Annotated in this window: 17 protein-coding genes; 3 read left to right on the forward strand and 14 right to left on the reverse strand. The window is 73.5% G+C overall.

The window, feature by feature from the left end; translation table 11 throughout:
* Positions 1–5: 5 nt before the first annotated feature.
* From E2B92_RS24245 to E2B92_RS24270, 6 genes are all read right to left on the reverse strand, one after another.
* The gene (locus E2B92_RS24245; RefSeq protein ID WP_126886509.1) at positions 6–506 is read right to left on the reverse strand and encodes a hypothetical protein; all 501 of its coding nucleotides are present in this window, start codon (positions 504–506) and stop codon (positions 6–8) included.
* Complete coding sequence (locus tag E2B92_RS24250; protein WP_064072041.1) at positions 503–1528, reverse strand: ParA family protein; 1026 nt, start codon at positions 1526–1528, stop codon at positions 503–505. Before E2B92_RS24250 ends, E2B92_RS24245 begins: the two co-directional genes overlap by 4 nt.
* 445 nt (positions 1529–1973) lie before the next feature.
* Positions 1974–3089: an alanine dehydrogenase gene (ald, locus tag E2B92_RS24255; RefSeq protein WP_126886507.1), complete on the reverse strand. Its 1116-nt coding sequence runs from the start codon at positions 3087–3089 to the stop codon at positions 1974–1976.
* Positions 3090–3231: 142 nt separating this feature from the next.
* A complete protein-coding gene (locus tag E2B92_RS24260) occupies positions 3232–5277 on the reverse strand; it encodes a tetratricopeptide repeat protein (RefSeq protein ID WP_126886467.1) in 2046 nt (681 codons plus the stop codon).
* A gap of 162 nt (positions 5278–5439) precedes the next feature.
* Entirely contained in the window at positions 5440–6066 is a 627-nt protein-coding gene (locus tag E2B92_RS24265; RefSeq protein WP_126886465.1) for an NUDIX domain-containing protein, read from the reverse strand.
* A gap of 96 nt (positions 6067–6162) precedes the next feature.
* The gene (locus E2B92_RS24270) at positions 6163–7827 is read right to left on the reverse strand and encodes a CTP synthase (protein ID WP_126886463.1); all 1665 of its coding nucleotides are present in this window, start codon (positions 7825–7827) and stop codon (positions 6163–6165) included.
* A gap of 563 nt (positions 7828–8390) precedes the next feature.
* Here E2B92_RS24270 and E2B92_RS24275 point away from each other — a divergent pair.
* Positions 8391–10196 (forward strand): glycoside hydrolase family 15 protein, encoded by a 1806-nt coding sequence (locus tag E2B92_RS24275; RefSeq protein WP_126886461.1) that lies wholly within the window; start codon positions 8391–8393, stop codon positions 10194–10196.
* Positions 10197–10212: 16 nt separating this feature from the next.
* On the opposite strand, the gene E2B92_RS24280 is transcribed toward E2B92_RS24275, so the two are convergent.
* Both E2B92_RS24280 and E2B92_RS24285 read right to left on the reverse strand, forming a co-directional pair.
* The gene (locus E2B92_RS24280) at positions 10213–11823 is read right to left on the reverse strand and encodes a flavin monoamine oxidase family protein (RefSeq protein ID WP_126886459.1); all 1611 of its coding nucleotides are present in this window, start codon (positions 11821–11823) and stop codon (positions 10213–10215) included.
* A gap of 11 nt (positions 11824–11834) precedes the next feature.
* Positions 11835–13352: an APC family permease gene (locus E2B92_RS24285; RefSeq protein WP_126886457.1), complete on the reverse strand. Its 1518-nt coding sequence runs from the start codon at positions 13350–13352 to the stop codon at positions 11835–11837.
* A 160-nt stretch (positions 13353–13512) separates the two neighbouring features.
* Between E2B92_RS24285 and E2B92_RS24290 the strand changes: the two genes are divergently transcribed.
* Complete coding sequence (locus E2B92_RS24290) at positions 13513–15174, forward strand: PucR family transcriptional regulator (RefSeq protein ID WP_133087685.1); 1662 nt, start codon at positions 13513–13515, stop codon at positions 15172–15174.
* 125 nt (positions 15175–15299) lie between these two features.
* Here E2B92_RS24290 and E2B92_RS24295 read toward each other — a convergent pair whose 3' ends face one another.
* From E2B92_RS24295 to E2B92_RS24320, 6 genes are all read right to left on the reverse strand, one after another.
* The gene (locus tag E2B92_RS24295; RefSeq protein ID WP_126888025.1) at positions 15300–16379 is read right to left on the reverse strand and encodes a glycosyltransferase family 4 protein; all 1080 of its coding nucleotides are present in this window, start codon (positions 16377–16379) and stop codon (positions 15300–15302) included.
* Between the two features lie 90 nt (positions 16380–16469).
* Positions 16470–17219, reverse strand: coding sequence for a hypothetical protein (locus E2B92_RS24300; RefSeq protein WP_126888024.1), 750 nt, complete (start codon positions 17217–17219; stop codon positions 16470–16472).
* A gap of 60 nt (positions 17220–17279) precedes the next feature.
* The gene (recN, locus tag E2B92_RS24305; RefSeq protein ID WP_126888027.1) at positions 17280–18998 is read right to left on the reverse strand and encodes a DNA repair protein RecN; all 1719 of its coding nucleotides are present in this window, start codon (positions 18996–18998) and stop codon (positions 17280–17282) included.
* A 135-nt stretch (positions 18999–19133) separates the two neighbouring features.
* Complete coding sequence (locus E2B92_RS24310; RefSeq protein ID WP_126888023.1) at positions 19134–20060, reverse strand: NAD kinase; 927 nt, start codon at positions 20058–20060, stop codon at positions 19134–19136.
* Positions 20057–20872 carry a TlyA family RNA methyltransferase gene (locus E2B92_RS24315; protein ID WP_126888022.1) on the reverse strand — a complete coding sequence of 272 codons (816 nt, stop codon included), beginning with the start codon at positions 20870–20872 and terminating at the stop codon, positions 20057–20059. The genes E2B92_RS24310 and E2B92_RS24315 overlap by 4 nt, the downstream gene beginning before the upstream one ends.
* A gap of 7 nt (positions 20873–20879) precedes the next feature.
* On the reverse strand, positions 20880–21152 hold the full coding sequence (locus E2B92_RS24320; RefSeq protein ID WP_126888021.1) for a hypothetical protein: 273 nt from the start codon (positions 21150–21152) through the stop codon (positions 20880–20882).
* Between the two features lie 42 nt (positions 21153–21194).
* On the opposite strand from E2B92_RS24320, the gene E2B92_RS24325 reads away from it, so the two are divergent.
* On the forward strand, positions 21195–21542 hold the full coding sequence (locus tag E2B92_RS24325; protein WP_126888020.1) for an SCP2 sterol-binding domain-containing protein: 348 nt from the start codon (positions 21195–21197) through the stop codon (positions 21540–21542).
* Positions 21543–21557: the final 15 nt, after the last annotated feature.

Genomic DNA, 21557 nt, shown 5'->3' on the forward strand with positions numbered 1-21557 from the left:
TACCGTCAGCGCCCGCGCAGGCGCCGCACGAGGATGCTCGCGTCGCCGCGTGACTCCAGGTCCGCCAGCACCACGGCGACCGCCTCGCGGACGATGCGCCCGCGGTCGACGGCGAGGCCGTGCTCGCCGCGCAGGACCAGGCGGGCGTGCTCGAGGTCCATCAGCTCCTCGGCGGAGACGTACACGGTGATCTTCTCGTCGTGCCGTTCACGCCCGCTGGGCCGCCGGTTCGCCGCGCGTCCACGGCGGCGGGCCGGGGCCGCCTTGGCGGGCGGCGTGGCCGGCGCGGGTGCCGGCTCCTCCGCCGCCCGGCTGCGGGGCTCCGCCGCGTCGGCCTCGGCGGCCGCGTGCTCCTCGGGCGCCGCGGCGGGGGCCGCCGCCGCGGGGTCGCTCTCCCCCGCGGGCGCCGGCACCCGGGGTTCGCCGTTCTGCCTGCGCGGGGTGGACGACTGAAGCGCCATCCCGCCTGTCGTACGGAACAACTCGTCGGCACCGGGCAGACTCACTCGGCGTGACACCGGGCGAGCACCTCCCTGGCGAGCTGGCGGTAGGCGGCGGCACCGACCGAGTTCGAGGCGTACGTGGTGATCGGCTCGCCCGCGACCGTGGTCTCCGGGAAGCGCACGGTCCGGCCGATCACCGTGTGGTACACGTGGTCGTCGAAGGCCTCGACGACACGGGCGAGCACCTCGCGGCTGTGCACCGTGCGGGAGTCGTACATCGTGGCGAGGATGCCGTCGAGCTCCAGCTCGGGGTTGAGCCGCTCCTGGACCTTCTCGATGGTCTCGGTGAGCAGCGCGACGCCACGCAGCGCGAAGAACTCGCACTCCAGCGGCACTATCACCTTGTGAGCGGCCGTCAGCGCGTTGACGGTCAGCAGACCGAGCGAGGGCTGGCAGTCGATCACGATGTAGTCGTAGTCGTTCAGCAGCGGCTTGAGCGCCCGCTGGAGCGTGGACTCGCGTGCGACCTCGCTGACCAACTGCACTTCAGCGGCTGACAAATCGATATTGCTGGGCAGCAGGTCCATGTTGGGGACCGCGGTCTTCAGCAGGACCTCGTCGGCCGACATGCCCCGCTCCATGAGCAGGTTGTAGACGGTGAGGTCGAGCTCCATCGGGTTCACGCCGAGGCCGACCGACAGGGCTCCCTGTGGGTCGAAGTCGACGAGCAGGACACGCCGTCCGTACTCCGCGAGCGCGGCGCCCAGGTTGATGGTCGACGTCGTCTTGCCGACGCCGCCCTTCTGGTTGCACATCGCGATGATCTTCGCGGGACCGTGATCGGTCAGCGGTCCGGGGATCGGGAAGTACGGCAGGGGCCGTCCGGTGGGGCCGATCCGCTCGCGGCGCTGGCGTGCAGCGTCCGGGGCGAGGGTGGCCGCGTACTCCGGGTCGGGCTCGTACTCGGCGTCAGGGTCGTAGAAGTGCCCCTCGGGGACTTCGTCGTAGGCGGCGAAGTGGGTGGACTCTCGGCCACTCTCGTTGCCGGCCATGGCGTTCACGTGTTGGCCGTCCATCATCTTCATCGTGTGGGCTGTCGTCATGTGCTGCTGGCCGGCCGCGAAGGTGCGGACAGCGACCGAGCCGGCATCGCCGACCGTTCCTGGCTGACCACCCCCGGGAGTAAATGTCGACTCATTCACAAGTCGTCTTACCTCCTTGGAAGTGGCCGGGAAACTTATCGATAGGTCAGCGTGGCACCATGCCGACGGTTGGCGACTCTATGGCGTGTCACCGCTCCGCAGCAACACAATCGCCCGGACGCGGGCCGATGTGTCGGCAAAGAAACACTCCTCTGTCAAGGGTGCACGGCCATCCATCGACACGTTTCGCGGGTGTGCGAAACGGTTAAAGGGTTACGTTCGAGACGACTTGATCGACGGTCAGGGGCCGCCGGACACACGTCCGGCCGGACCTCGTCGAGCAAGGTCCGGCCGGATGTGTGAGGTTGACTTTTCCCGTTGACGGGTGTCAGCCGATGAGCGAGTGCAGCTCGACGTGCTCCAGCCCGTGGGCCTCGGCGACCTCCTTGTAGACGACCTTGCCGTCATGGGTGTTGAGGCCCTTGGCCAGCGCGGGGTCGCGGCGCAGCGCCTCGGCCCAGCCGTTGTTGGCCAGCGAGACGATGTACGGCAGCGTGGCGTTGGTCAGCGCGTACGTGGAGGTGTTGGGCACCGCGCCCGGCATGTTGGCGACGCAGTAGAAGACCGACTCGTGGACGTTGAAGGTCGGCTCGGCGTGCGTGGTCGGACGGGAGTCCTCGAAGCAGCCGCCCTGGTCGATCGCGATGTCGACAAGGACACTTCCGGGCTTCATCCGGGAGACGAGCTCGTTGGTGACCAGCTTCGGGGCCTTGGCGCCCGGGATGAGGACGGCACCGATGACGAGGTCGGCGTCGAGGACGGCCTTCTCCAGCTCGAAGGAGTTGGACATGACGGCCTTGACCTTCGTGCCGAAGATCCTGTCGGCCTCGCGCAGCTTGTTGATGTCGCGGTCGAGCAGGGTGACCTCGAAGCCCATGCCCACGGCGATCTGCGTGGCGTTCCAGCCGGAGACACCGCCGCCGATGACGACGGCCTTGGCCGGGATCACGCCCGGGACGCCGCCCGGCAGGACGCCGCGGCCGCCGGCCGCGCGCATCAGGTGGTAGGCGCCGACCTGCGGGGCCAGCCGGCCCGCGACCTCGGACATCGGGGCGAGCAGCGGCAGGGCGCGGTTGGCCGTCTCGACCGTCTCGTACGCGATCGCGGTGGTGCCGGACTCGATCAGGGCGTCCGTGCACTCGCGGGAGGCGGCGAGGTGGAGGTAGGTGAAGAGCGTCTGGTCCTTGCGGAGGCGGTGGTACTCCTCCGCGATCGGCTCCTTGACCTTGAGCAGCAGGTCGGCGGTGGCCCACACCTCGTCGGCGGTGGGGAGGATCTGCGCGCCGGCGGCGACGTACTCGTCGTCCGTGATCGAGGAGCCGACTCCGGCGTTCTGCTCGATGAAGACCTGATGGCCGTTGCGGACGAGCTCGTGCACGCCGGCGGGGGTGATGGCCACCCGGAACTCGTTGTTCTTGACCTCGCGGGGGATGCCGACCTTCACGTCGATCACGGTCCTTGGCTCTGGGGGTAAGGGGGCAATGCAATACATACCCGGATGCACAGGACGCACCGGGATACACCGCGGTCAATCGCGGCTCACCCAGTCTATTGAAGGGTCTGTCGTTGTCTAGCCTTGCAAAGCACTAATCTTTGGCTGAAGCACTGCGGATTTCGTAGGCGGGTGCGCCGCTTCCCAGCAGCCGATCAGCCGCAGCGCGGTGCAGCCGGGCCGCCGCCGGATCGCCGAGCCGGTCCAGCGTGTCCGCGAGCCGGAGCTGGAGCGCCGCGAGAAGGCGCACGTCCTTGGCCCTGCGCGCCCACTCGACGGCCTCCTCGCAGGTGCGCAGGCACTCCTGTGGCCGCCCGGCGTACTCCTGCACCCGCGCCGCCTCGCTCAACGCCCGCGCGTGGCCCGCGAGATCACCGAGGCGGCGATATCCGGCCGCGGCCGCCCGCCAGTTCCGCAGGGCCTCGCCGTACCGGCCCTCGTAGGTGTGGACGGCACCGAGCCGCCCGTACAGCCGGGCCTGGTCGGCGCGCTCGTCCCGGGCGAGGCGCTGGGACAGGGCGCGCCCGTACCAGTCGGCGGCCCGCTGCCAGTCCCCCAGCTCCTGGTACGCGCCGCCTACGGATTCCATCGCGCGGCTGATCGCGTACGGGTCGTTCGCGAGCCGTCCGGCGTCCAGGGCGGCCCGGTAGCGGGCCAGCGCGTCGGTGGTGCGCCCGGTGCGGGCGTCCAGGTCGGCGAGGTTCAGCAGGGCGGCGGCCCGCTCGCGGTGCAGGCCGCGCCGCTCGGCGACGTCCAGGACGAGCTGGTGCAGCCCGTACAGCTCGGGCGCGGCCTCCTCGGTGCCCCGGTGCGCGGCGAGGGCCCGCACGAGGGCGGCGACCAGGCGGCGGGCCAGGGTGTCGAGGTCCCCGTCGGCGACGGCGACCCGGGCGGCGGCCAGGAGGGCGGGCTGCCGGGTGCGCAGCCACGCGTCGGCCGCCTCCCGGGTCGGGAAGCGCAGCGCCCTCGGCAGCCCGGCGAGCTTGCGCCGCGCGGGCGAGCCCTCCGGCTCGGTGACCGCCCGGCAGGACTGGAGCAGCCGTACCGTCCGCTCCAGCATCCGGGCGCGGGCGAGCTGGATCTCGGCGGGCCGGTCCTCGGCGGTGAGCCGCTCCCGCAGCAGCGGCAGGAGGCAGCCGGGCACCTCGTACTGTTCGGCGTCCGCCTCGTGGACGAGCCCGAAGGCGGCGAAGCCCTCCAGCGTGGACCGGGCGGCCGACACCGAGCAGCCGGCCAGCGCGGAGGCGGTGTGGGCGTCGGCGAGCCCGATGGGGGCGAGGGAGAGCAGGCGCAGCAGCCGGGCGGCGGACGCCGGCAGCGCCTCGTACGCCAGGCGGAAGGCGCGGGCCAGCGGGCGGGAGGCGACGGGCCGCTCGGGCTCGTCGGACAGGGCGCGCAGCCGCTTGGTGAGGTCGGCGACGGAGGACATGGGGCGGGCGGCGAGCCAGCCGCCGGCCAGCACGAGGGCGGCGGGCTGGCCCCCGCACAGCTCGGTGAGCGTCTCGGCGGCCTGCGGGTCGACGGTGATGCGCACGGAGCCGGTGAAGGCGTCGAGCAGTTCGATGGCGGACTTGGCGTCCAGCCCCCCGACCGTGCAGGGCCTGACGTCGGGGATGCCGGTCAGCGGCCCCTGGGCGACCGCGACGACCAGGCAGTCGGGGTTGTCGGGCAGCAGCGCGTCGACCTGCTCGGCGCCGGCGGCGTCGTCCAGCAGGAGCAGGGCGCGGCGCTCGGCGAAGGTGTCCCGCAGGAGCTGGGTCAGCTCGTCCTCGCCCGCCCCGGCGGGGGCGGGGATACCCAGCTTGTCCAGCAGCCCGCGGGCGATCCGCTCGGTGGGAACCGGCGCGCCGCCGGGCTCGGTGAGCCGGGCGCGCAGGACGCCGTCGCGGTAGCCCCGGGCGAGGTCGCCGACCAGTTCCTCGGCGAGCGCGGTGCGCCCGCTGCCGGGCCGGCCGGCGATCAGCAGGACCCGGGCGCGCGGGGAGGGCCGCCCGGCGAGGGTGTCGAGCCCGGCGCGGGCGATGTCGGCCCGCAGCTCCTTGAGCTCGCGCGCCCGCCCGTAGAACCGACGGCGCCCGGGCCGCGCACCGGACCGGTCCGCACCGCCCGAGCCGCCGAAGTCCACCGCCTGATCCGTCACGGGCCACGCTCCCGTCCGCCTGCACCTGTGCTGATCCCGCCGGATCCCCGGACGGGCGATCCGAGCGTAGTTCAGCCGCCGTGCCCCGCCCGGCGGAGCACGGCGGACGGGTCCCTCAATCGGATCAGCCGATCGTCACACCAGAGGCCCGCACCCGTTGGCCTACGCCTCGAACGGGCGGGCCGGCCAGGGCGCTTCGGCGGGACGGAGGGCGTCCAGGCCCTCGCCCGCGCGGGCGGCCAGCACCGACAGGACGCCCACGACCAGGCAGTTGTTGTGCAGCTCGCCTGCCAGGACGCCCCGCGCCAGCTCCGCCAGCGGCACCCGGGCGATCTCCATGTCGGCCTCCTCCTCGGCGACCTCGAACCGCGCGCCCTCCGCCGCCGACAGGCCACGCGCCAGGAAGATCCGCACGGCTTCGTCACAGCCACCGGGCGTGGTGTACACGTCGGTGAGGACGTGCCACTTCTCGGCCTTGACGTGCGCCTCCTCGTACAGCTCGCGCACCGCCGCGCTCAGCGGGTTCTCGCCGGGCACGTCGAGCAGGCCGGCCGGGATCTCCCAGAGCTTGTGCCGCACCGGGTGCCGGTACTGGCGCAGCACCAGGACCTGGTCCTCGTCGTCGAGGGCCAGGACCGCGACCGAGCCGGGGTGGACCTGGTAGTCCCGGCGTACGACGGTCCCGTCCGGCATGACCACGTCGTCGGTGCGGACACTCGTCTTGTTGCCCTTGAACGGCTCGGCGGTCGCGGTGACCCGCCACTCCTCGGGCGTGTCCTTGATGGTCATGTGGAGACCGTCCTCCCTCGTACACGTGCGTACACAGAAAACCGGGGCACGTGCCCCGATCAGGCCCGTACCCCGGTCAACCGTATCGCTAGCGCGTCACTCGCCCGTCGTGCGCGCGGCCTGCTGCCGTTCGACGGCCGCCTTCACCAGGCCCGCGAAGAGCGGGTGCGGCCGGGTCGGGCGCGAGCGCAGCTCGGGGTGCGCCTGGGTGGCGACCAGGTAGGGGTGCACCTCGCGCGGGTACTCCACGTACTCGACGAGCTTGTTGTCGGGGGAGGTCCCGGAGAAGACGATGCCCGCCTTCTTCTCCAGCTCGGCGCGGTACGCGTTGTTCACCTCGTAGCGGTGGCGGTGCCGCTCGTCCACGTACGGCTGGTCGCCGTAGGCCTCGCGGACGATGGAGCCCTCGGCGAGCTTGGCCGGGTACAGGCCCAGGCGCATCGTTCCGCCCAGGTCGCCCGCGCCCTCGACGTAGGCGAGCTGCTCCTCCATCGTCGAGATGACGGGGTGCGAGGTGGCCGGGTCGAACTCGGTGGAGTTGGCGTCCGTGATGCCCGCCAGGTTCCGCGCGGCCTCGACCACGATGCACTGGAGGCCCAGGCACAGGCCCAGCAGCGGGATCCTGTTCTCGCGGGCGTACTGGATGGCGCCGACCTTGCCGTTCACGCCGCGCTCGCCGAAGCCGCCGGGGATGACGATGGCGTCGACGTCGCCGAGCTGCTTGGCCGCTCCGGCCTGCGTCTTGCAGTCGTCGGAGGTGACCCACTTGACCTTGACGCGGGCCTTGTTGGCGAAGCCGCCGGCGCGCATGGCCTCGGTCACCGACAGGTAGGCGTCGGGCAGGTCGATGTACTTGCCGACGAGCGCGACGGTGACCTCGTGGTCGGGGTTGTGCACGCGGTCCAGCAGGTCGTCCCACGTCGTCCAGTCGACGTCGCGGAACGGCAGGTCCAGCTTGCGCACGACGTACGCGTCCAGGCCCTCGGTGTGCAGCACCTTGGGGATGTCGTAGATCGACTTGGCGTCGATGGCCGCGACCACGGCCGCCTCGTCCACGTCGCACATCAGCGAGATCTTGCGCTTGATCGCGGTGGGTACGTCGCGGTCGGCGCGCAGCACGATGGCGTCCGGCTGGATACCGATGTTGCGCAGCGCCGCCACGGAGTGCTGGGTCGGCTTGGTCTTCAGCTCGCCGGACGGGCCGATGTAGGGCAGCAGCGAGATGTGCACCACGAAGACGTTGTCGCGGCCCACCTCGTGGCGGACCTGGCGGACGGTCTCCAGGAACGGCAGCGACTCGATGTCGCCGACGGTGCCGCCGACCTCCGTGATCACGACGTCCACGTCGTCCGTCGCCATGCGGCGGATGCGGGACTTGATCTCGTTGGTGATGTGCGGGATGACCTGGACGGTGTCGCCGAGGTACTCGCCGCGCCGCTCCTTGGCGATGACCTGGCTGTAGACCTGGCCGGTGGTGACGTTGGCCGAGCCGTCGAGGTCGACGTCGAGGAACCGCTCGTAGTGGCCGATGTCCAGGTCGGTCTCGGCGCCGTCGTTGGTGACGAACACCTCACCGTGCTGGAACGGGTTCATCGTGCCCGGGTCGACGTTCAGGTACGGGTCGAGCTTCTGCATCGTGACCCGAAGGCCCCGCGCCTTGAGGAGCGCACCCAGGCTGGAGGCGGTCAGGCCCTTGCCGAGGGAGGACGCGACACCCCCGGTGACGAAGATGTGCTTGGTCGTCGTGGATTTGGGCGGCATGGCCAAGAGGGGGCTCCCGTGGTCGCGGTCTGGATGTGCGTACCGGCGTCCGGAGTTCCGGTGGTGCCGTCGCTGCGGTTCGGGGGCCGCCGATTTCTAGGTGCGGCGCCCACCGGTCCACGGGCTACCAGGGTATCAGCGACGCAGGCCCCCCGCTCCCGCCCGCACCCGCCACGCCGACGCCCCGCACGTGGCCCGGGCGCCCGCACGGCGCCCGCCGAGGCCGCCGGGGACCGGGCCGGGCGGGCCGGCGGCGCGAGGGTCCGGCGCGGCCGGGACACGCTGCGCACGCGACCGGACACGGGCGGCACATGACCCCTGGAGGGGTTTCGCGGGGCGAGACGAGGGTCACTCGTTCTGCTCAACAGCTCTACCTGAACGATCACACAGAGGGCCGGGGCGCGTCGTATCCTGCTCGGACATCCGCTGCCGAGCCAGGCCCTCATAACGGCACCACCCCCGCCCGTCACCGGGAACATCGTGCTCGTCGGCGATCCTTGACCTTGACCCCATCCGAAAGCGCCCCACGGGGGCGAACGTTGCCGTTCGACTGGAGATTGCACGTGGCCGGGCGCATCGAGGACTACGCACTCATCGGAGACATGCAGACCGCCGCCCTGGTCTGCAGGGACGGCACGGCCGACTGGCTGTGCCTGCCCCGCTTCGATTCGCATGCCGTCTTCGCAGGACTTCTCGGTACCGAGGAGCACGGTTTCTGGCGGATCGGGCCGGCGCACGCCGATGACGCCGAGCCGCCCGTGGCCGAGCGGCGCCGGTACGTCGGTGACTCGCTGATCCTGGAGTCCGAGTGGGACACGCCGGGCCGGGGCACGGTGCGGGTGACCGATTTCATGCCGCCGCGTGACGGCGCCCCGCAGCTCGTGCGGATCGTGGAGGGCGTCAGCGGCCGGGTGCGGATGCGGTCCGCCCTGCGGATGCGGTTCTCCTACGGGCGTGTGGTGCCGTGGGTCCACCAGGTCGACGGGCGCACGGTGGCCGTCGCCGGTCCGGACTCCATCTGGCTGGACACCGACGTGGAGACGCACGGCGAGGACCTCACCACGTACTCGGACTTCACCGTCAAGGAGGGCGACCGGGTCGCCTTCACCATTAGCTGGCAGCCCTCGCACCACGCGCCGCCGCCGCTGGCGGACCCGCTGGGCGCGCTGGAGGCCACGTCCGAGTTCTGGCGCGAGTGGGTCGAGCACTGCACCTACCGCGGGCCCTACCGCGAGGCGGTGATCCGCTCGCTGATCACGCTGAAGGCGCTCACGTACGCCCCGACGGGCGGCATCGTCGCGGCGCCCACCACCTCCCTGCCGGAGGACATCGGCGGCGTCCGCAACTGGGACTACCGCTACACCTGGCTGCGGGACGCGGCGATCACCCTGTCCTCGCTGCTGCGCACCGGCTACCGCGAGGAGGCCCGTGCCTGGCGCGAGTGGCTGCTGCGGGCGGTCGCCGGCGACCCCGAGAACCTCCAGATCATGTACGGCATCGCCGGCGAGCGGGAGCTCGGCGAGGCGGAGCTGGACTGGCTGCCGGGGTACGAGGACTCCGCCCCGGTCCGGGTCGGCAACGGCGCGGCCAACCAGCTCCAGCTCGATGTGTACGGCGAGGTCACCGAGGCCCTGCACCTGGCGCACATGACCGGCCTGGCGCGCAACGACTACGCCTCGCTCCTCCAGCTCAAGCTGATCCGGTACCTCGAGGACCACTGGGACCAGCCCGACGAGGGCATCTGGGAGGTGCGCGGGCCGCGCCGCCACTTCACGCACTCCAAGGTCATGGCGTGGGTCGCCGTCGACCGGACGATCAAGCTGATCGAGTCGGGCGACGCGGACGGCCCGCTGGACAAGTGGCGCGAGCTGCGCGACACGATCCACCGGGACGTGTGCGAGAAGGGCTACGACCCGGAGCGCAACACCTTCACGCAGTCGTACGGCTCCAAGGAACTGGACGCCTCGCTGCTGCTGATCCCGCAGGTGGGCTTCCTGCCGCCGGACGACAAGCGCGTCATCGGCACGATCGAGGCCATCCAGCGGGAGCTGTCCACGGAGGACGGCTTCATCCTCCGCTACCCGACCGAGGGCGCCGACGAGGGTGTGGACGGTCTGCCGGGCGACGAGGGCGCGTTCCTGGCCTGCTCGTTCTGGATGGCGGACGACCTGGCGATGATCGGCCGGGTCGACGAGGCGCGCAGGCTGTTCGAGAAGCTGCTGGGACTGCGCAACGACCTGGGCCTGCTGGCGGAGGAGTGGGACCCGCGCCTCCAGCGCCAGGTCGGCAACTTCCCGCAGGCGTTCAGCCACGTGCCGCTGATCGACACGGCACTGCGGCTGACCGCCTCGGGCGCGTACGGCGCCTGATACGCCGCGTCCGTCGCTAACAGGCGGCGATCACCTCCCGGGCGGCGCGCTCGCCCTCGGTGGCGCCGCCTTCCATGAAGCCCTGGAAGTCGTAGGAGCAGTGCTCGCCGCCGATGTGGACGTTGCCCTGGGCGGTGCCCTCGTAGCCGGCGTACCGGTGGAGGTAGCCGACGGGCCACATCGAGTAGGCGCCGAGCGTGTACGGGTTGCGGTGCCAGGCGGAGAGCTGGGCGCGGCCGGTCCAGGCGGTGGACGTGCCGGGGAAGAACGCGTCGATGCCGCGCAGCCGGCGGGCGGCGAGGTCGCGGACGTACGGGTCGGACTCGGTGGAGAACGGGCCGGCCGGGGTCAGGGACTGGGCGAGGGTGCCGCCGTTGTACTGGATGAGGATGCCGCCGGTGCCCGGCTGGATCTTGGTGGTGTCCCAGGTCTGCTGGACGTCGGTGTCGGTGAAGCAGTCACCGGCACAGACCCCCGGCCAGGGGCCGGTGCCGCGCCAGGGGCGGGTGGCGCACTGCATGTTGAGCTTGGTGCAGTGGCCCATGCGCGCGTCGCGCAGCAGGTCCCGCATGCGCGGGTCGAAGCCCGCCCGGCTGAGGTCGAGCCCCTTGAGGATCGGCAGGGGGACGCACAGCACCGTGTGGTCGGCGGTGACCGTGCGGGTGGTGGCGCCCTCGGTGAAGGTGAGGGTCTGGGTGCCGTCGGCATTGGCGCGTACGGCGGTCAGGGACCAGCCCATGCGCAGGGTGCCCGTCGGCAGTGCGGCGGCGATGGCGCGCGGGAGCCGGTCGTTGCCGCCGGTGATGTGGTAGCGCTCGTTGGACAGGCCCCAGACGTTGAAGTGGCCGGGGTTGGTCTGGTAGCCCATCAGCAGGACGAGCGCGAGGGACGACTGCTCGGTGGTGTCGGCGCCGTACTCGACGTTGTACGCCACGTCGATGAACTGCCCGAGCGGTGAGGCGTGCCCGCCGGGGACGCGGCTCTCGATCCATTCGTGTATCGACATGTTGTCCAGGGCGGTGCCGTGCGGGGTGCTCTGGTTCCACTTCACCTCACCGGCCTCCTGGAGGTCCCGGTGGAGCTGCTGGTACACCGCCTTGAAGTCCTCGTCGGCCTGGTGGCGCGGGTAGTACGCGCCGTCGAACCAGAGGACCTCCTCGGCGCCGGCCGGTCCGCCGCCGAGGAAGTCCTCCAGCGGCAGGCCGAAGCGGCGGCACAGCTCCTGCATCTTCTTGTGGCTGGTGTCGATCAGCTCGCCGCCGATCTCGGAGATCTGGCCGTGGGCCCAGTGGTCGCGCTGCGTCCACATGCGGCCGCCGACGCGGGTCGGATGGGCCTCGTACAGCGTGCAGTTCAGGCCCGCGTCCTTGAGGGTGAGGGCGGCGGTCAGGCCGGCGATTCCGGCGCCGACGACCGCGATGCGCGGGGCGGTGGCGGCGTGGGCCCGGCCGGGCGTGGCCGCCACGGCGGTGCCGACGCCCGCCGCGAGGCCGAGGGCCGCGGCGCGCCGGAGCAGTTCGCGGCGGGTGGAGCCGCGTACGGCGTCGACGGGCACACCGAGCCGTTCGGCGGCGGCGCGGTGGGCGGCGATGTCGCGCAGGGCGCGCATCAGGGGGGTACGGGACATGGGTCGGCTCCTCAGACGGTCGCGGCGGGCTGGTCGTCGTGTCGCTCTTCGCGCTCGGCCGCGTCCTCGAGGACGATCCGGCCGATGATCTCGTACCGTTCGGGCTGCCGGGCCTTCAGGTAGCAGCCGAGTGCCAGACCGCCGAAGAAGACGGTGCCGACGATCCACGGGATCAGCGTGAAGAAGAGGGAGTCGGCGGCGAGGCCCGCGGCCGTCTCCATGTTGAGGACCAGCAGGACGACGACCGCGGTCATGCCGATGCCGCCGAGCAGCGGCGCGGTGAACGTCCGGAACCAGTGCCGGTCCTCGGGGTGGTTCCTGCGGAAGTAGCCGATGACGGCGAAGGAGCAGAGGGTCTGGACGATGAGGATCGCCATCGTGCCCAGGATCGCCAGCAGCGTGTAGAGGTGGATGTACGGGTCCTGGCCGGTGGCCCAGAAGGCGCCCACGAGGACGACGGCGATGGCGCTCTGGACGTAGGAGGCGATGTACGGCGAGCCGTGCCGGGCGTGCGTACGGCCGAGCGCCGGGTGCAGGAAGCCCTCGCGGCCGATGGCGTACAGGTAGCGCGAGGCGCACTGGTGGAAGGCCATGCCGCAGGCGAACGAGCCGGTGAGCAGCAGCCACTGGAACGCGTCGACGGCCCAGGCGCCGATGTACGACCGGGTCGGGTCGAAGAACAGGTCGAGGGGGCTCGTGGACGCGGACACCTTCACGGCGCCGTCGAGGCCGTTGCCGGCGATGGTCATCCAGGAGACGTAGATGTAGAACAGGCCGACGCCGATGACGGAGACGAGGGTGGCGCGGGGGATGACCCGCTTGGGGTCGCGGGACTCCTCGCCGTACATCGCGGTCGACTCGAAGCCGACCCACGACCAGAAGGCGAAGAACAGGCCGAGGCCGGCGGAGGCGCCCGTGAAGGCGTTGGCGGGGTTGATCGGCTCGACGGGTATGCCGTCCGGGCCGCCGCCGTTCAGGAGCACCGCCGTCGCGACGGCGAACAGCACGGCGATCTCGGCGACGAGCATCACGCCGAGGGCCTTGGCGGTGAGGTTGATGTCGAAGTACGCGAGGACGGCGGTGACGGCCAGCATCGCGGCCGCGTACACGATCCACGGCAGGTCCACGCCCAGTTGGTCGGCGACGGTGGTCCTGGTGAAGTAGGCGAAGACGCCGACGATCGACGCCTCGAAGACGACGTACGCGAGGACCGCGAGCATGCCGGACGCCATGCCGGCGATGCGGCCGAGGCCGTGGGAGATGTAGCCGTAGAAGGCGCCGGCCGCGGTGATCCGTTTCGCCATGGCGACGTAGCCGACGGAGAAGACGGTGAGGACGAGCGTCGCGAAGAGGTAGCCGGCCGGGGCGCCGGTGCCGTTGCCGAAACCGACCGCGATGGGCAGGTTGCCGGTCATGGCGGTGATCGGCGCGGCGGTGGCGACCGCCATGAAGACGACGCCGACCAGTCCGACGGAGTTCGCCTTGAGCCGCTGCACCTCGCGGCCTGCGGGGATGGGATTGTCTGCCATGGCGGGACACCTTCCTCCGGCGTGACGTACGCCACAATCGACAGGCGGTCGCGCAAATGGTGGGCCGGCGCGACGAGTTGTCGCCCGCTGCCGGCGGTCGTCATCTCCCGGTGATGTCCTGGGAACACGGTCGCGGGTACCGTCCGGCCGTATGACGTCCATGACCTCGACGAACGACCAGGGCGGGATCACCGTGCAGCGGGCGCTGGAGCTGCCCGGGCTGCGCGGCGGGCTCCCGGAGGTGGTGACGGGGGCGGACCGGCTGCACCGGACGGTGCGCTGGGTGCACGCCGGCGAGGTGCCGAACATCGCGTCGCTGCTGAAGGGCGGCGAACTGCTGCTGACGACCGGGCTGGGGCTCGGCACGCGGCCGGCCGAGCAGCGGGCGTTCGTGCGGCGGCTGGCGGAGCGCGGGATCGCGGCCCTGGTCGTGGAGCTGGGGCCGCGGTTCTCCCGGCTGCCCGCGACGATCGTGGAGACGGCACGGGCGGCGGGCCTGCCGCTGGTCCAGCTCCACCGGGAGGTGCCCTTCGTCGCGGTCACGGAGGAGGTCCACACCGAGATCGTCAACGGGCACTACGCGCTGCTGCGGCGGGCGGAGGACGTGCACCGGCGGTGCACGGAGGCGCTGCTGGGCGGCGGCGGGGTGCCCCAGGTGCTGGGCATCCTCGCCGACTTCGCCGGCAACCCCGTGTTCCTGGAGACCGCGGACGGCCAGCTCCTGTACGCCGCCGGCGGCGGGGCGGAGCCGGCCGATCCGCTCCAGGTGTGGGAAGGGCTGCGCGGCCAGCGGGAGGCGCGGCAGTCCGGCCCGCCGGCCGGGGCGGTGCTGGTGGACGTGCCGGGCGGCGGCCCGGGGGCGGCGGCCGTACGCGCCCGCCTCGTGCTGCTGGCCGTGTCCGGGGGGCTGCTGCCGGTCCACCGGATGGCGGCGGAGCGGGCGGCCGGCATCCTCGCGGTGGTGCTGATGCAGGCGCGGCAGGAGGAGGAGCTGGCGGCGCGGGGCCGGGGCGACTTCCTCACCGACCTCGCGGAGGGCCGCGTCTCGGCGGACGACGCGCCCGCGCAGGCCCGGGTGCTGGGGTTCAAGCCGGGTGACGGTCCCCTGCTGCCGGTGGTGATGCGCCTCGCCCCGGAGCTCTCCCCGTCCGGCAACTGGTCGCTGCTGGCCCGCGCCGTGCTGGAGGAGCTCTCCGCCGTGGGTGTCCCCGTCCTGCTGGGGGTGCGCCCCGTCGAGGGCCGGGTGCCGCTCCTGCTGGGGCTGCGCACCCTGTCGGAGCGGACGGCCGTCGCCGACCGGGTGGCCGCGGCGCTGCGGGCGGGGGTGGCGCGGGCGGGGCTCGTGGGGGTGCCTCCGGCCGGTGGCCGGGGAAGAGCCTCGGGCGGGCACCCTCCGGTCGTCGTGGTGGGCGTCGCGGGCGGCTGGGCGGCGGCGTCGGCGGGGCTGCGGCACGCGGCGGAGACGGCGGCCGCGGCACAGGGGCTGCCGGACCGGCCGTGGTACGACGCACGGCGCCTGGACATCGACCTGCTGCTGTGGCGGCTGCGGGACCACCCCGACCTGGCGGCGTTCGTGGACCGGGCGATCGGCCCGCTGCGCGAGCACGACCGGACGTCGCGCCCGCCCCTGCTGCCGACGCTGGAGACGTACCTGGCGCACGCGGGCCGCAAGGCGGAGACGGCGCGCGAACTGCACCTCAACCGCCAGACGCTCTACAACCGGCTGGCCCGCATCGGCGACCTGCTGGGCACCGACCTGGACGACCCGCAGACGGTCCTGGCCCTCTCGCTCGCCCTCCGGGCCCGCCGCCACACCGCGTAGCGGGCCGGAGGCACGGGGGCGGGCCCGAGAGCACCGCACAGGGGCCGGAGGCACAAGGGCGGTGCTTCGGCCCGTGTGAGAGCACCGCACACGGGCCCCGGGCCCGGCAGGCGCCCGCCCGGGCGTCAGCGCGCGCAGAGCTCGTCGTACACGCTGAGCACCTGCGCGATCGTCTCGTCCTCCGTCGGCCACGTGTCCGCCTGCGCCCGGCCCGCCGCCGCCAGCGCCGCCCGCCGCCCGGGGTCGGCGAGCAGGGCGGACACCGCGGCGCCCAGCGCGCCCCCGTCCCCGTACGGGACGAGGACCGCCGCGTCGCCGACCAGTTCCGGCACCCCGCCCACCGCCGTGGCGACCAGGGGGACACCGAGCCGCAGCGCCTCCTGGGCGATGGGGGCGCGGGCCTCCCACCGGCTCGCGAGCACCGCCACGTCCGCCGCCGCGAGCAGCGCCGTGACGTCGCCGCGCCGCCCGAGGAGCCGCACCGGCAGCCCCTCCGTGTCGATCCGCCGCTGGAGCCCGGCCCGTTGCGGCCCCTCCCCCGCGACGGCGACCAGCGGCACGGGGTCGTGGGCCAGCCACATCCGGGAGGCGTCCAGCAGCGTGCCGTGCCCGCGGTGCGGCTCCAGCGCGCCGACGGCCACCACCAACGGCCGGTCCATGGCGCCGAGTTCCGCCCGCGCCTTGCCCGCCTGCACCTCGGGGACGCCGCCGGGCGGGGCGGGAATCGAGACGGGGCCGAGCCGCGCGTCCCGGGCGCCCCGCCGCCGTGCCCGGTCGACGAGTTCGGAGGACGTGCCGAGCACAACGGCCGCCGCCCGCGCGGTCTTTCGCTCCATGAGCCGGATCAACTGGCCACGGGCGCCCTCCGCGTGCGTGCGCGTGTGCCAGGTCATGACGAGCGGTACGCGCCGGGAGCCGAGGGCCAGACCGGCACGCATCGAGGCGTGCAGCCCGTGCGCGTGGACGACGTCCGCGCCCGCGAACGCCACCCGCAGGGCCCCGATGGCGACCGGGTCGCTGCGGCGGGGCACGGGCATGAAGTGGGCGCCGGTGCCCAGGAAGTCATAGTGGTGGTCCAGTTCGGCCGGCGCGCACACGGTCACCCGTACGCCCCTCGCCACGAGCCCGGCGGCCAGTGATCTGACATGAGCGCTGCTGCCCGCGCTGCCGCCGCCCAGCACTTGCACCGTACGCAGCTCCGTCACGCGCCCAAGAATGCCAGCCCGTACGCACGTTCCGGCACCGTCCGGGCGAAGCGGCCGTGTCGTGGGGCGCAAACCGCACCCCGCGATCACTCACACGGGTGAACTCGCGAGGCGGCTGACGGTGTCCCCGTACGCCGCGGCGGCGACGAGCCCGGCGGCGTGGAGCAGCAGCCCGGCCCGCCCACTGGCGGCGGCGATCGCCGTGCCGAGCACCGCGCCCAGGGCGTGGGCGCCCGCGTCGCCGAGCATGGTGCGCTCACCGAGGTCGTCGGCGACGACCGCGGCCGCGGCGCCCATCGGCGCGGCGGCCAGCGGCCCGCGTCCCAGCAGGCCGGGCGCGCCCAGGGCGAGCACCGTGAGGGCGGCCCGGCCCGGCCGGACGTCCACCAGGTTGACGAGGTGCGCGGTACCGGCGACGACGACGCCGGCCAGGACCTTGTCGGCGGGCCGTTCCTTGAGCAGCGCCCCGGCAGCGAGCCCGGCGGCGCCCACCCCGAGGAGCTTGACGGTCCCGCTGGTGACCTCGCCGTGCCGCAGGGCGCCCAGGTGCGCCCGGAAGCCCCGCCGGTGGTCGCCGTTCCGGTCGTCGTACGCCCCGCAGGCCGCCGCCGTGAGCCCGGCCAGTACGGCGGCGCCGCGCGCCCGGCCGGTGCCGCCCGCGGGGAGCGCGCCGAGCGCGGCACCGACGGCGACGGCGGGCCCGGCGTACAGGTCGACGGTCCGCCCCGCGTAGTTGGTGCGCCGCCACCCGGCGTCGTCCCGCGACCGCAGCGCCCGGTACACGCCCCGGGCGGCCACGGCGGCGACGCCGAGTCCGGCCACCTCGCTGAAACCGATCATGGACTCACCCTACGGACGCCGCGCCCGGCGGCCGGCACCGGGCGCGGGGTGCGCGGGACGTCAGGCGTCCGCCCTGGCTGTCGCCAGCAGTTCCTCGGCGTGCGCCCTGGCCGTCTCGGAGTCCTCCTGGCCGGCCAGCATGCGCGACAGCTCCCGTACGCGGTCCTCACCCTCCAGGACCGTGACGCCGGACCGTGTGACCGACCCGTCGTTGGTCTTCTCGACCAGGAGCTGGCGGTCGGCGAACGCCGCCACCTGCGGCAGGTGCGTGACGACCACGACCTGGGCGGACCGGGCGAGCTTGGCCAGCCGCCGGCCGATCTCCACCGCCGCCTTGCCGCCGACGCCCGCGTCGACCTCGTCGAAGAGGTACGTCGGCACCGGGTCCGTACCGGCGAAGACCACCTCGACGGCGAGCATCACCCGGGACAGCTCACCGCCCGAGGCGCCCTTGGCGATCGGCCGCGGCGGCGCGCCGGGGTGCGGGGCGAGCAGCAGCTCGACCTCGTCGGCACCGGCCGGCCCGTAGGCCACTGTCCGCCCGCCGACCTCCACCCCTTCCGGGTCCTCGGTCTGCCGGATGTCGAACGACACGCGCGCGTGGGGCATGGCGAGCGAGGCGAGTTCGGCGGTGACGGCGTCCGCGAAGCGCGCCGCCGCCTCCGTCCGGGCGTCGGTCAGGGCCTGGGCCAGATCGGACAGCTCCGCCCGCAGGGCGTCCCGTTCGGCCGTCAGCTCGCCGATCCGCTCGTCGTCGCCGTCCAGTTCGGTGAGCCGGGCGGCGCCCTCCTCCGCCCAGGACAGGACGGCGGCGACGTCGGACCCGTACTTGCGGGTGAGGGCCGTCAGCGCGGCGCGCCGCTCCTCGACGGCCGCCAGCCGCCGCGGGTCGGCGTCCAGGTTGTCGGCGTACCCGGCGAGCTCTCCGGCCACATCGGCGAGGAGGATCGAGATCTCACCCATCCGGTCGGCGAGCGCGGCCAGCGCCGGGTCGTGGGACCGCACGGCCTCCAGCGCCCGCTGGGCGCCCGCGACCAGGGTCGTCGCGTCCAGGACCTCGGGGTCCTCGGGGTCGCCCGCCAGCGCCCCGTGGGCCAGCGCGGCGGCCGACGCCAGCGCCTCGGCGTGCCCGAGGCGCTCCGCCTCGGCGGCGAGCTCCACGTCCTCGCCGGCCCGCGGCTCGACCGCCTCGATCTCGGCCAGGCCGAAGCGCAGCAGGTCGGCCTCCTGCGCCCGCTCGCGGGCGCGCGTGGTCAGCTCCTCGAGCCGGCCGGTGACGGCCCGCAGCCGCCGGTAGGCCTCGGTGTACTTGGCGAGCGGCACGGCGACGGCGTCGCCCGCGTACCGGTCGAGGGCGCCGCGCTGCCGGGCGGGCTTGAGCAGGCCCTGCTGGTCGGTCTGGCCGTGCACGGCGACGAGTTCGTCGGCCAGCTCGGCGAGCACGCCGACCGGCACGGAACGCCCGCCCAGATGCGCGCGGGAGCGGCCCTCGGCCGAGATGGTGCGGCTGATCAGCAGCGCGCCCTCGTCGAGTTCGGCGCCCGCCTCCTCGGCCCGGACGGCGGCCGCGCCACCGGGCGGCACGGTGATCCGGCCCTCGACGACGGCGGACGGTGAACCGATCCGCACCAGGGCCGCGTCGGCGCGCCCGCCGAGCAGCAGCCCGAGACTGGTGACGACCATGGTCTTGCCCGCGCCGGTCTCGCCGGTCACCGCGGTGAAACCGGGTGACAGCTCGACCACCGCGTCGTCGATGACCCCGAGCGACCGTATCCGCATCTCCTCCAACACGGGGAAGACCTTACGAGGTCGGAGGGCCGCTGTGCGACGGCCCCCGCCCCGCGTCGCCGAAGCCGCAGGTCGCGGCGCGGTCGCGGCACACGTCTGTCACCCGCCGGAGTGGGGCCCGGCGTGTCAGTGCGGTGCCCCGCGCCAGCCCGAGACGGGGAGGGCGAACTTGGCGACGAGCCGGTCCGTGAACGACGCGTGGTGGAGCCGCGCCAGCCGGACGGGGACCGCCCCGCGCCGCACCTCCACCCGTGCGCCCGCGGGCAGTTCGATGGTGCGGCGCCCGTCGCACCACAGCACCCCGTCCGGGGTGTGGGGCTCGACCTCCACCGCCAGCACCGAGTCGGGCGTCGTCACCAGCGGCTTGGCGAACAGCGCGTGCGCCCCGATCGGCACCATCAGCAGCGCCTCCACCTCCGGCCAGATCACCGGCCCGCCGGCCGAGAACGCGTACGCCGTCGACCCGGTGGGCGTCGCGCAGATCACCCCGTCGCAGCCGAAGCCGGTCACGGGCCGGCCGTCGATCGCCAGGACGACCTCCAGCATGCGCTCCGCCGACACCTTCTGCACGGCGGCCTCGTTCAGCGCCCAGTCGGTGTGCAGCACGTCACCGTTCTCGTACACGGCGACGTCGAGCGTCATGCGCTCCTCGACCTCGTACGCCCGGGTGACGACCCGGTCCACGACCTTGTCGAGGTCGTCCCGCTCGGCCTCGGCGAGGAAGCCGACCCGCCCCAGGTTGACGCCTAGCATGGGCACCCCGGAGGCGCGGGCGAACTCCGCGCCGCGCAGCAGGGTCCCGTCACCGCCCAGCACGATCAGCAGCTCGCAGCCGTCCAGCACGTCGGGCGACGCCTCGGGCACCGTCTCGACGGTCGGCGGCAGCGGCAGGTCGGCGGCCTCGGCGGCCAGGACGCGCACGCCGATGCCGCTGCGCAGGAGCCCGAGCACGACCAGCTCGGCGCTGCGCACCGCCGCCGGCCGGCCGGTGTGCGCGAGCAGGAAGACGGTGCGGGGTGCAGCAGTCGTCGAAAACGCTGTCGATGAACTCAACGAGGTCCCTCCGCCACGGCGCGTTCCACATCCGCCGGATCGAGCGCGGGCGCGCCCGCCCGCAGCCACAGAAAGTACTCGACGTTGCCGGACGGGCCGGGCAGCGGGCTGGCGGTGACGCCCAGCACCCCGAGTCCCAGCTCGCCGGCCCGCCGCCCCACGCTGCGCACCGCCTCGGCGCGCAGCTCCGGGCTGCGGACGACGCCGCCGCTGCCGAGCCGTTCCTTGCCCACCTCGAACTGCGGCTTCACCATCAGCACCAGGTCGGCGTCGGGCGCGCAGACGCCCACCAGGGCCGGCAGCACCAGCCCCAGCGGGATGAACGACAGGTCGCCCACCACCAGATCCACCGGCTCTCCATCGATCGCGTCCAGCGTCAGCTCACGTACATTCGTACGGTCCTTGACGGTCACGCGTTCATCGCTCTGGAGCGACCAGGCGAGCTGCCCGTACCCGACGTCGACGGCGACGACGTGCGCGGCCCCTGCGCGCAGCAGGACGTCGGTGAACCCACCCGTGGACGCGCCCGCGTCCAGCGCCCGCCGGCCCTCGACCCGCAGCCCGCGCGGTACGAACGCCTCGAGGGCGCCCGCCAGCTTGTGACCGCCGCGCGAGACGTAGTCGGGGTCGGCGTCGTCCTGCGCGACCACGATGGCCGCGGCCGTCTCGACCTGGGTGGCGGGCTTGGTGGCCGTGTTGCCGCCGACGGTCACCCGCCCCGCCGCGATCAGCGTGCTCGCGTGCTCGCGCGAGCGGGCGAGCTTGCGGCGTACCAGCTCGGCGTCGAGACGGCGGCGTGCGACTCCTGCCACGTTCGGTTCAGCTCCTGTGTTCGTACGACGGCGATGGCTGGGGGCGCGCGTCGAGCGCGGCCAGCGCCTCCCGCAGCCCCCGGTGTACATCCTCGTACACCTCCAGGTGCCCGTCGGCCGGGAGGTGGTCGGCGTCACCGAGCCGCTCCAGCCCGGCGTCCACCCGGGGGTGCCCGGTGGGCACGCGCTCGACGCCCAGGGGCGCGGGCGCGGCCGGGTCGTACGTCTCGGCGGGCGCGTCCTCGACGGCCTGCGGCGGCTCGGGCATCACGTCGCTCATGCCCAGACGCTACCGCGAAGGGCTGGGGTACGGTCGGTCACGATGGCCACGATCGAGGAGTGCCGCAGCGCACTCGACAGACTCTCCGCGAACCTCCGGCACGCCAATGGCGAGGTGCGCAGCGCCGCGGCGCTCGACCGCACGCTGAGCTGCCACATCACCGACCTGGACAGCACGTTCACCGGCCGCCTGGTGGGCGGCCGGATCGAGGTGCTCGGCCACCTGGACGGCCCGCCCCGGGAGAGGGCGGAGATCCGGCTGGCGATGGCCGGCGACGACCTGGTGGCGATGGTGGACGGCGAGCTGAACTTCGCCAGGGCGTGGGCGTCGGGCCGGGTCAGGCTGGAGGCCGGCTTCCGTGACCTCCTGCGGCTGCGGTCGCTGCTGTAACGGCGTACCCGGGCG

Source organism: Streptomyces sp. WAC05374, from assembly GCF_004353505.1.
Lineage (GTDB): Bacteria > Actinomycetota > Actinomycetes > Streptomycetales > Streptomycetaceae > Streptomyces.

Bases quoted from the DNA above. Each gene is read 5' to 3' on its own strand.
- E2B92_RS24250 (WP_064072041.1), bottom strand. From the start codon at position 1,528: ATGAAGATGATGGACGGCCAACACGTGAACGCCATGGCCGGCAACGAG.
- E2B92_RS24265 (WP_126886465.1), bottom strand. From the start codon at position 6,066: ATGACCATCAAGGACACGCCCGAGGAGTGGCGGGTCACCGCGACCGCC.
- E2B92_RS24270 (WP_126886463.1), bottom strand. From the start codon at position 7,827: ATGCCGCCCAAATCCACGACGACCAAGCACATCTTCGTCACCGGGGGT.
- E2B92_RS24280 (WP_126886459.1), bottom strand. From the start codon at position 11,823: ATGTCCCGTACCCCCCTGATGCGCGCCCTGCGCGACATCGCCGCCCAC.
- E2B92_RS24285 (WP_126886457.1), bottom strand. From the start codon at position 13,352: ATGGCAGACAATCCCATCCCCGCAGGCCGCGAGGTGCAGCGGCTCAAG.
- E2B92_RS24290 (WP_133087685.1), top strand. From the start codon at position 13,513: ATGACCTCGACGAACGACCAGGGCGGGATCACCGTGCAGCGGGCGCTG.
- E2B92_RS24300 (WP_126888024.1), bottom strand. From the start codon at position 17,219: ATGATCGGTTTCAGCGAGGTGGCCGGACTCGGCGTCGCCGCCGTGGCC.
- recN (WP_126888027.1), bottom strand. From the start codon at position 18,998: ATGCGGATACGGTCGCTCGGGGTCATCGACGACGCGGTGGTCGAGCTG.
- E2B92_RS24320 (WP_126888021.1), bottom strand. From the start codon at position 21,152: ATGAGCGACGTGATGCCCGAGCCGCCGCAGGCCGTCGAGGACGCGCCC.
- E2B92_RS24325 (WP_126888020.1), top strand. From the start codon at position 21,195: ATGGCCACGATCGAGGAGTGCCGCAGCGCACTCGACAGACTCTCCGCG.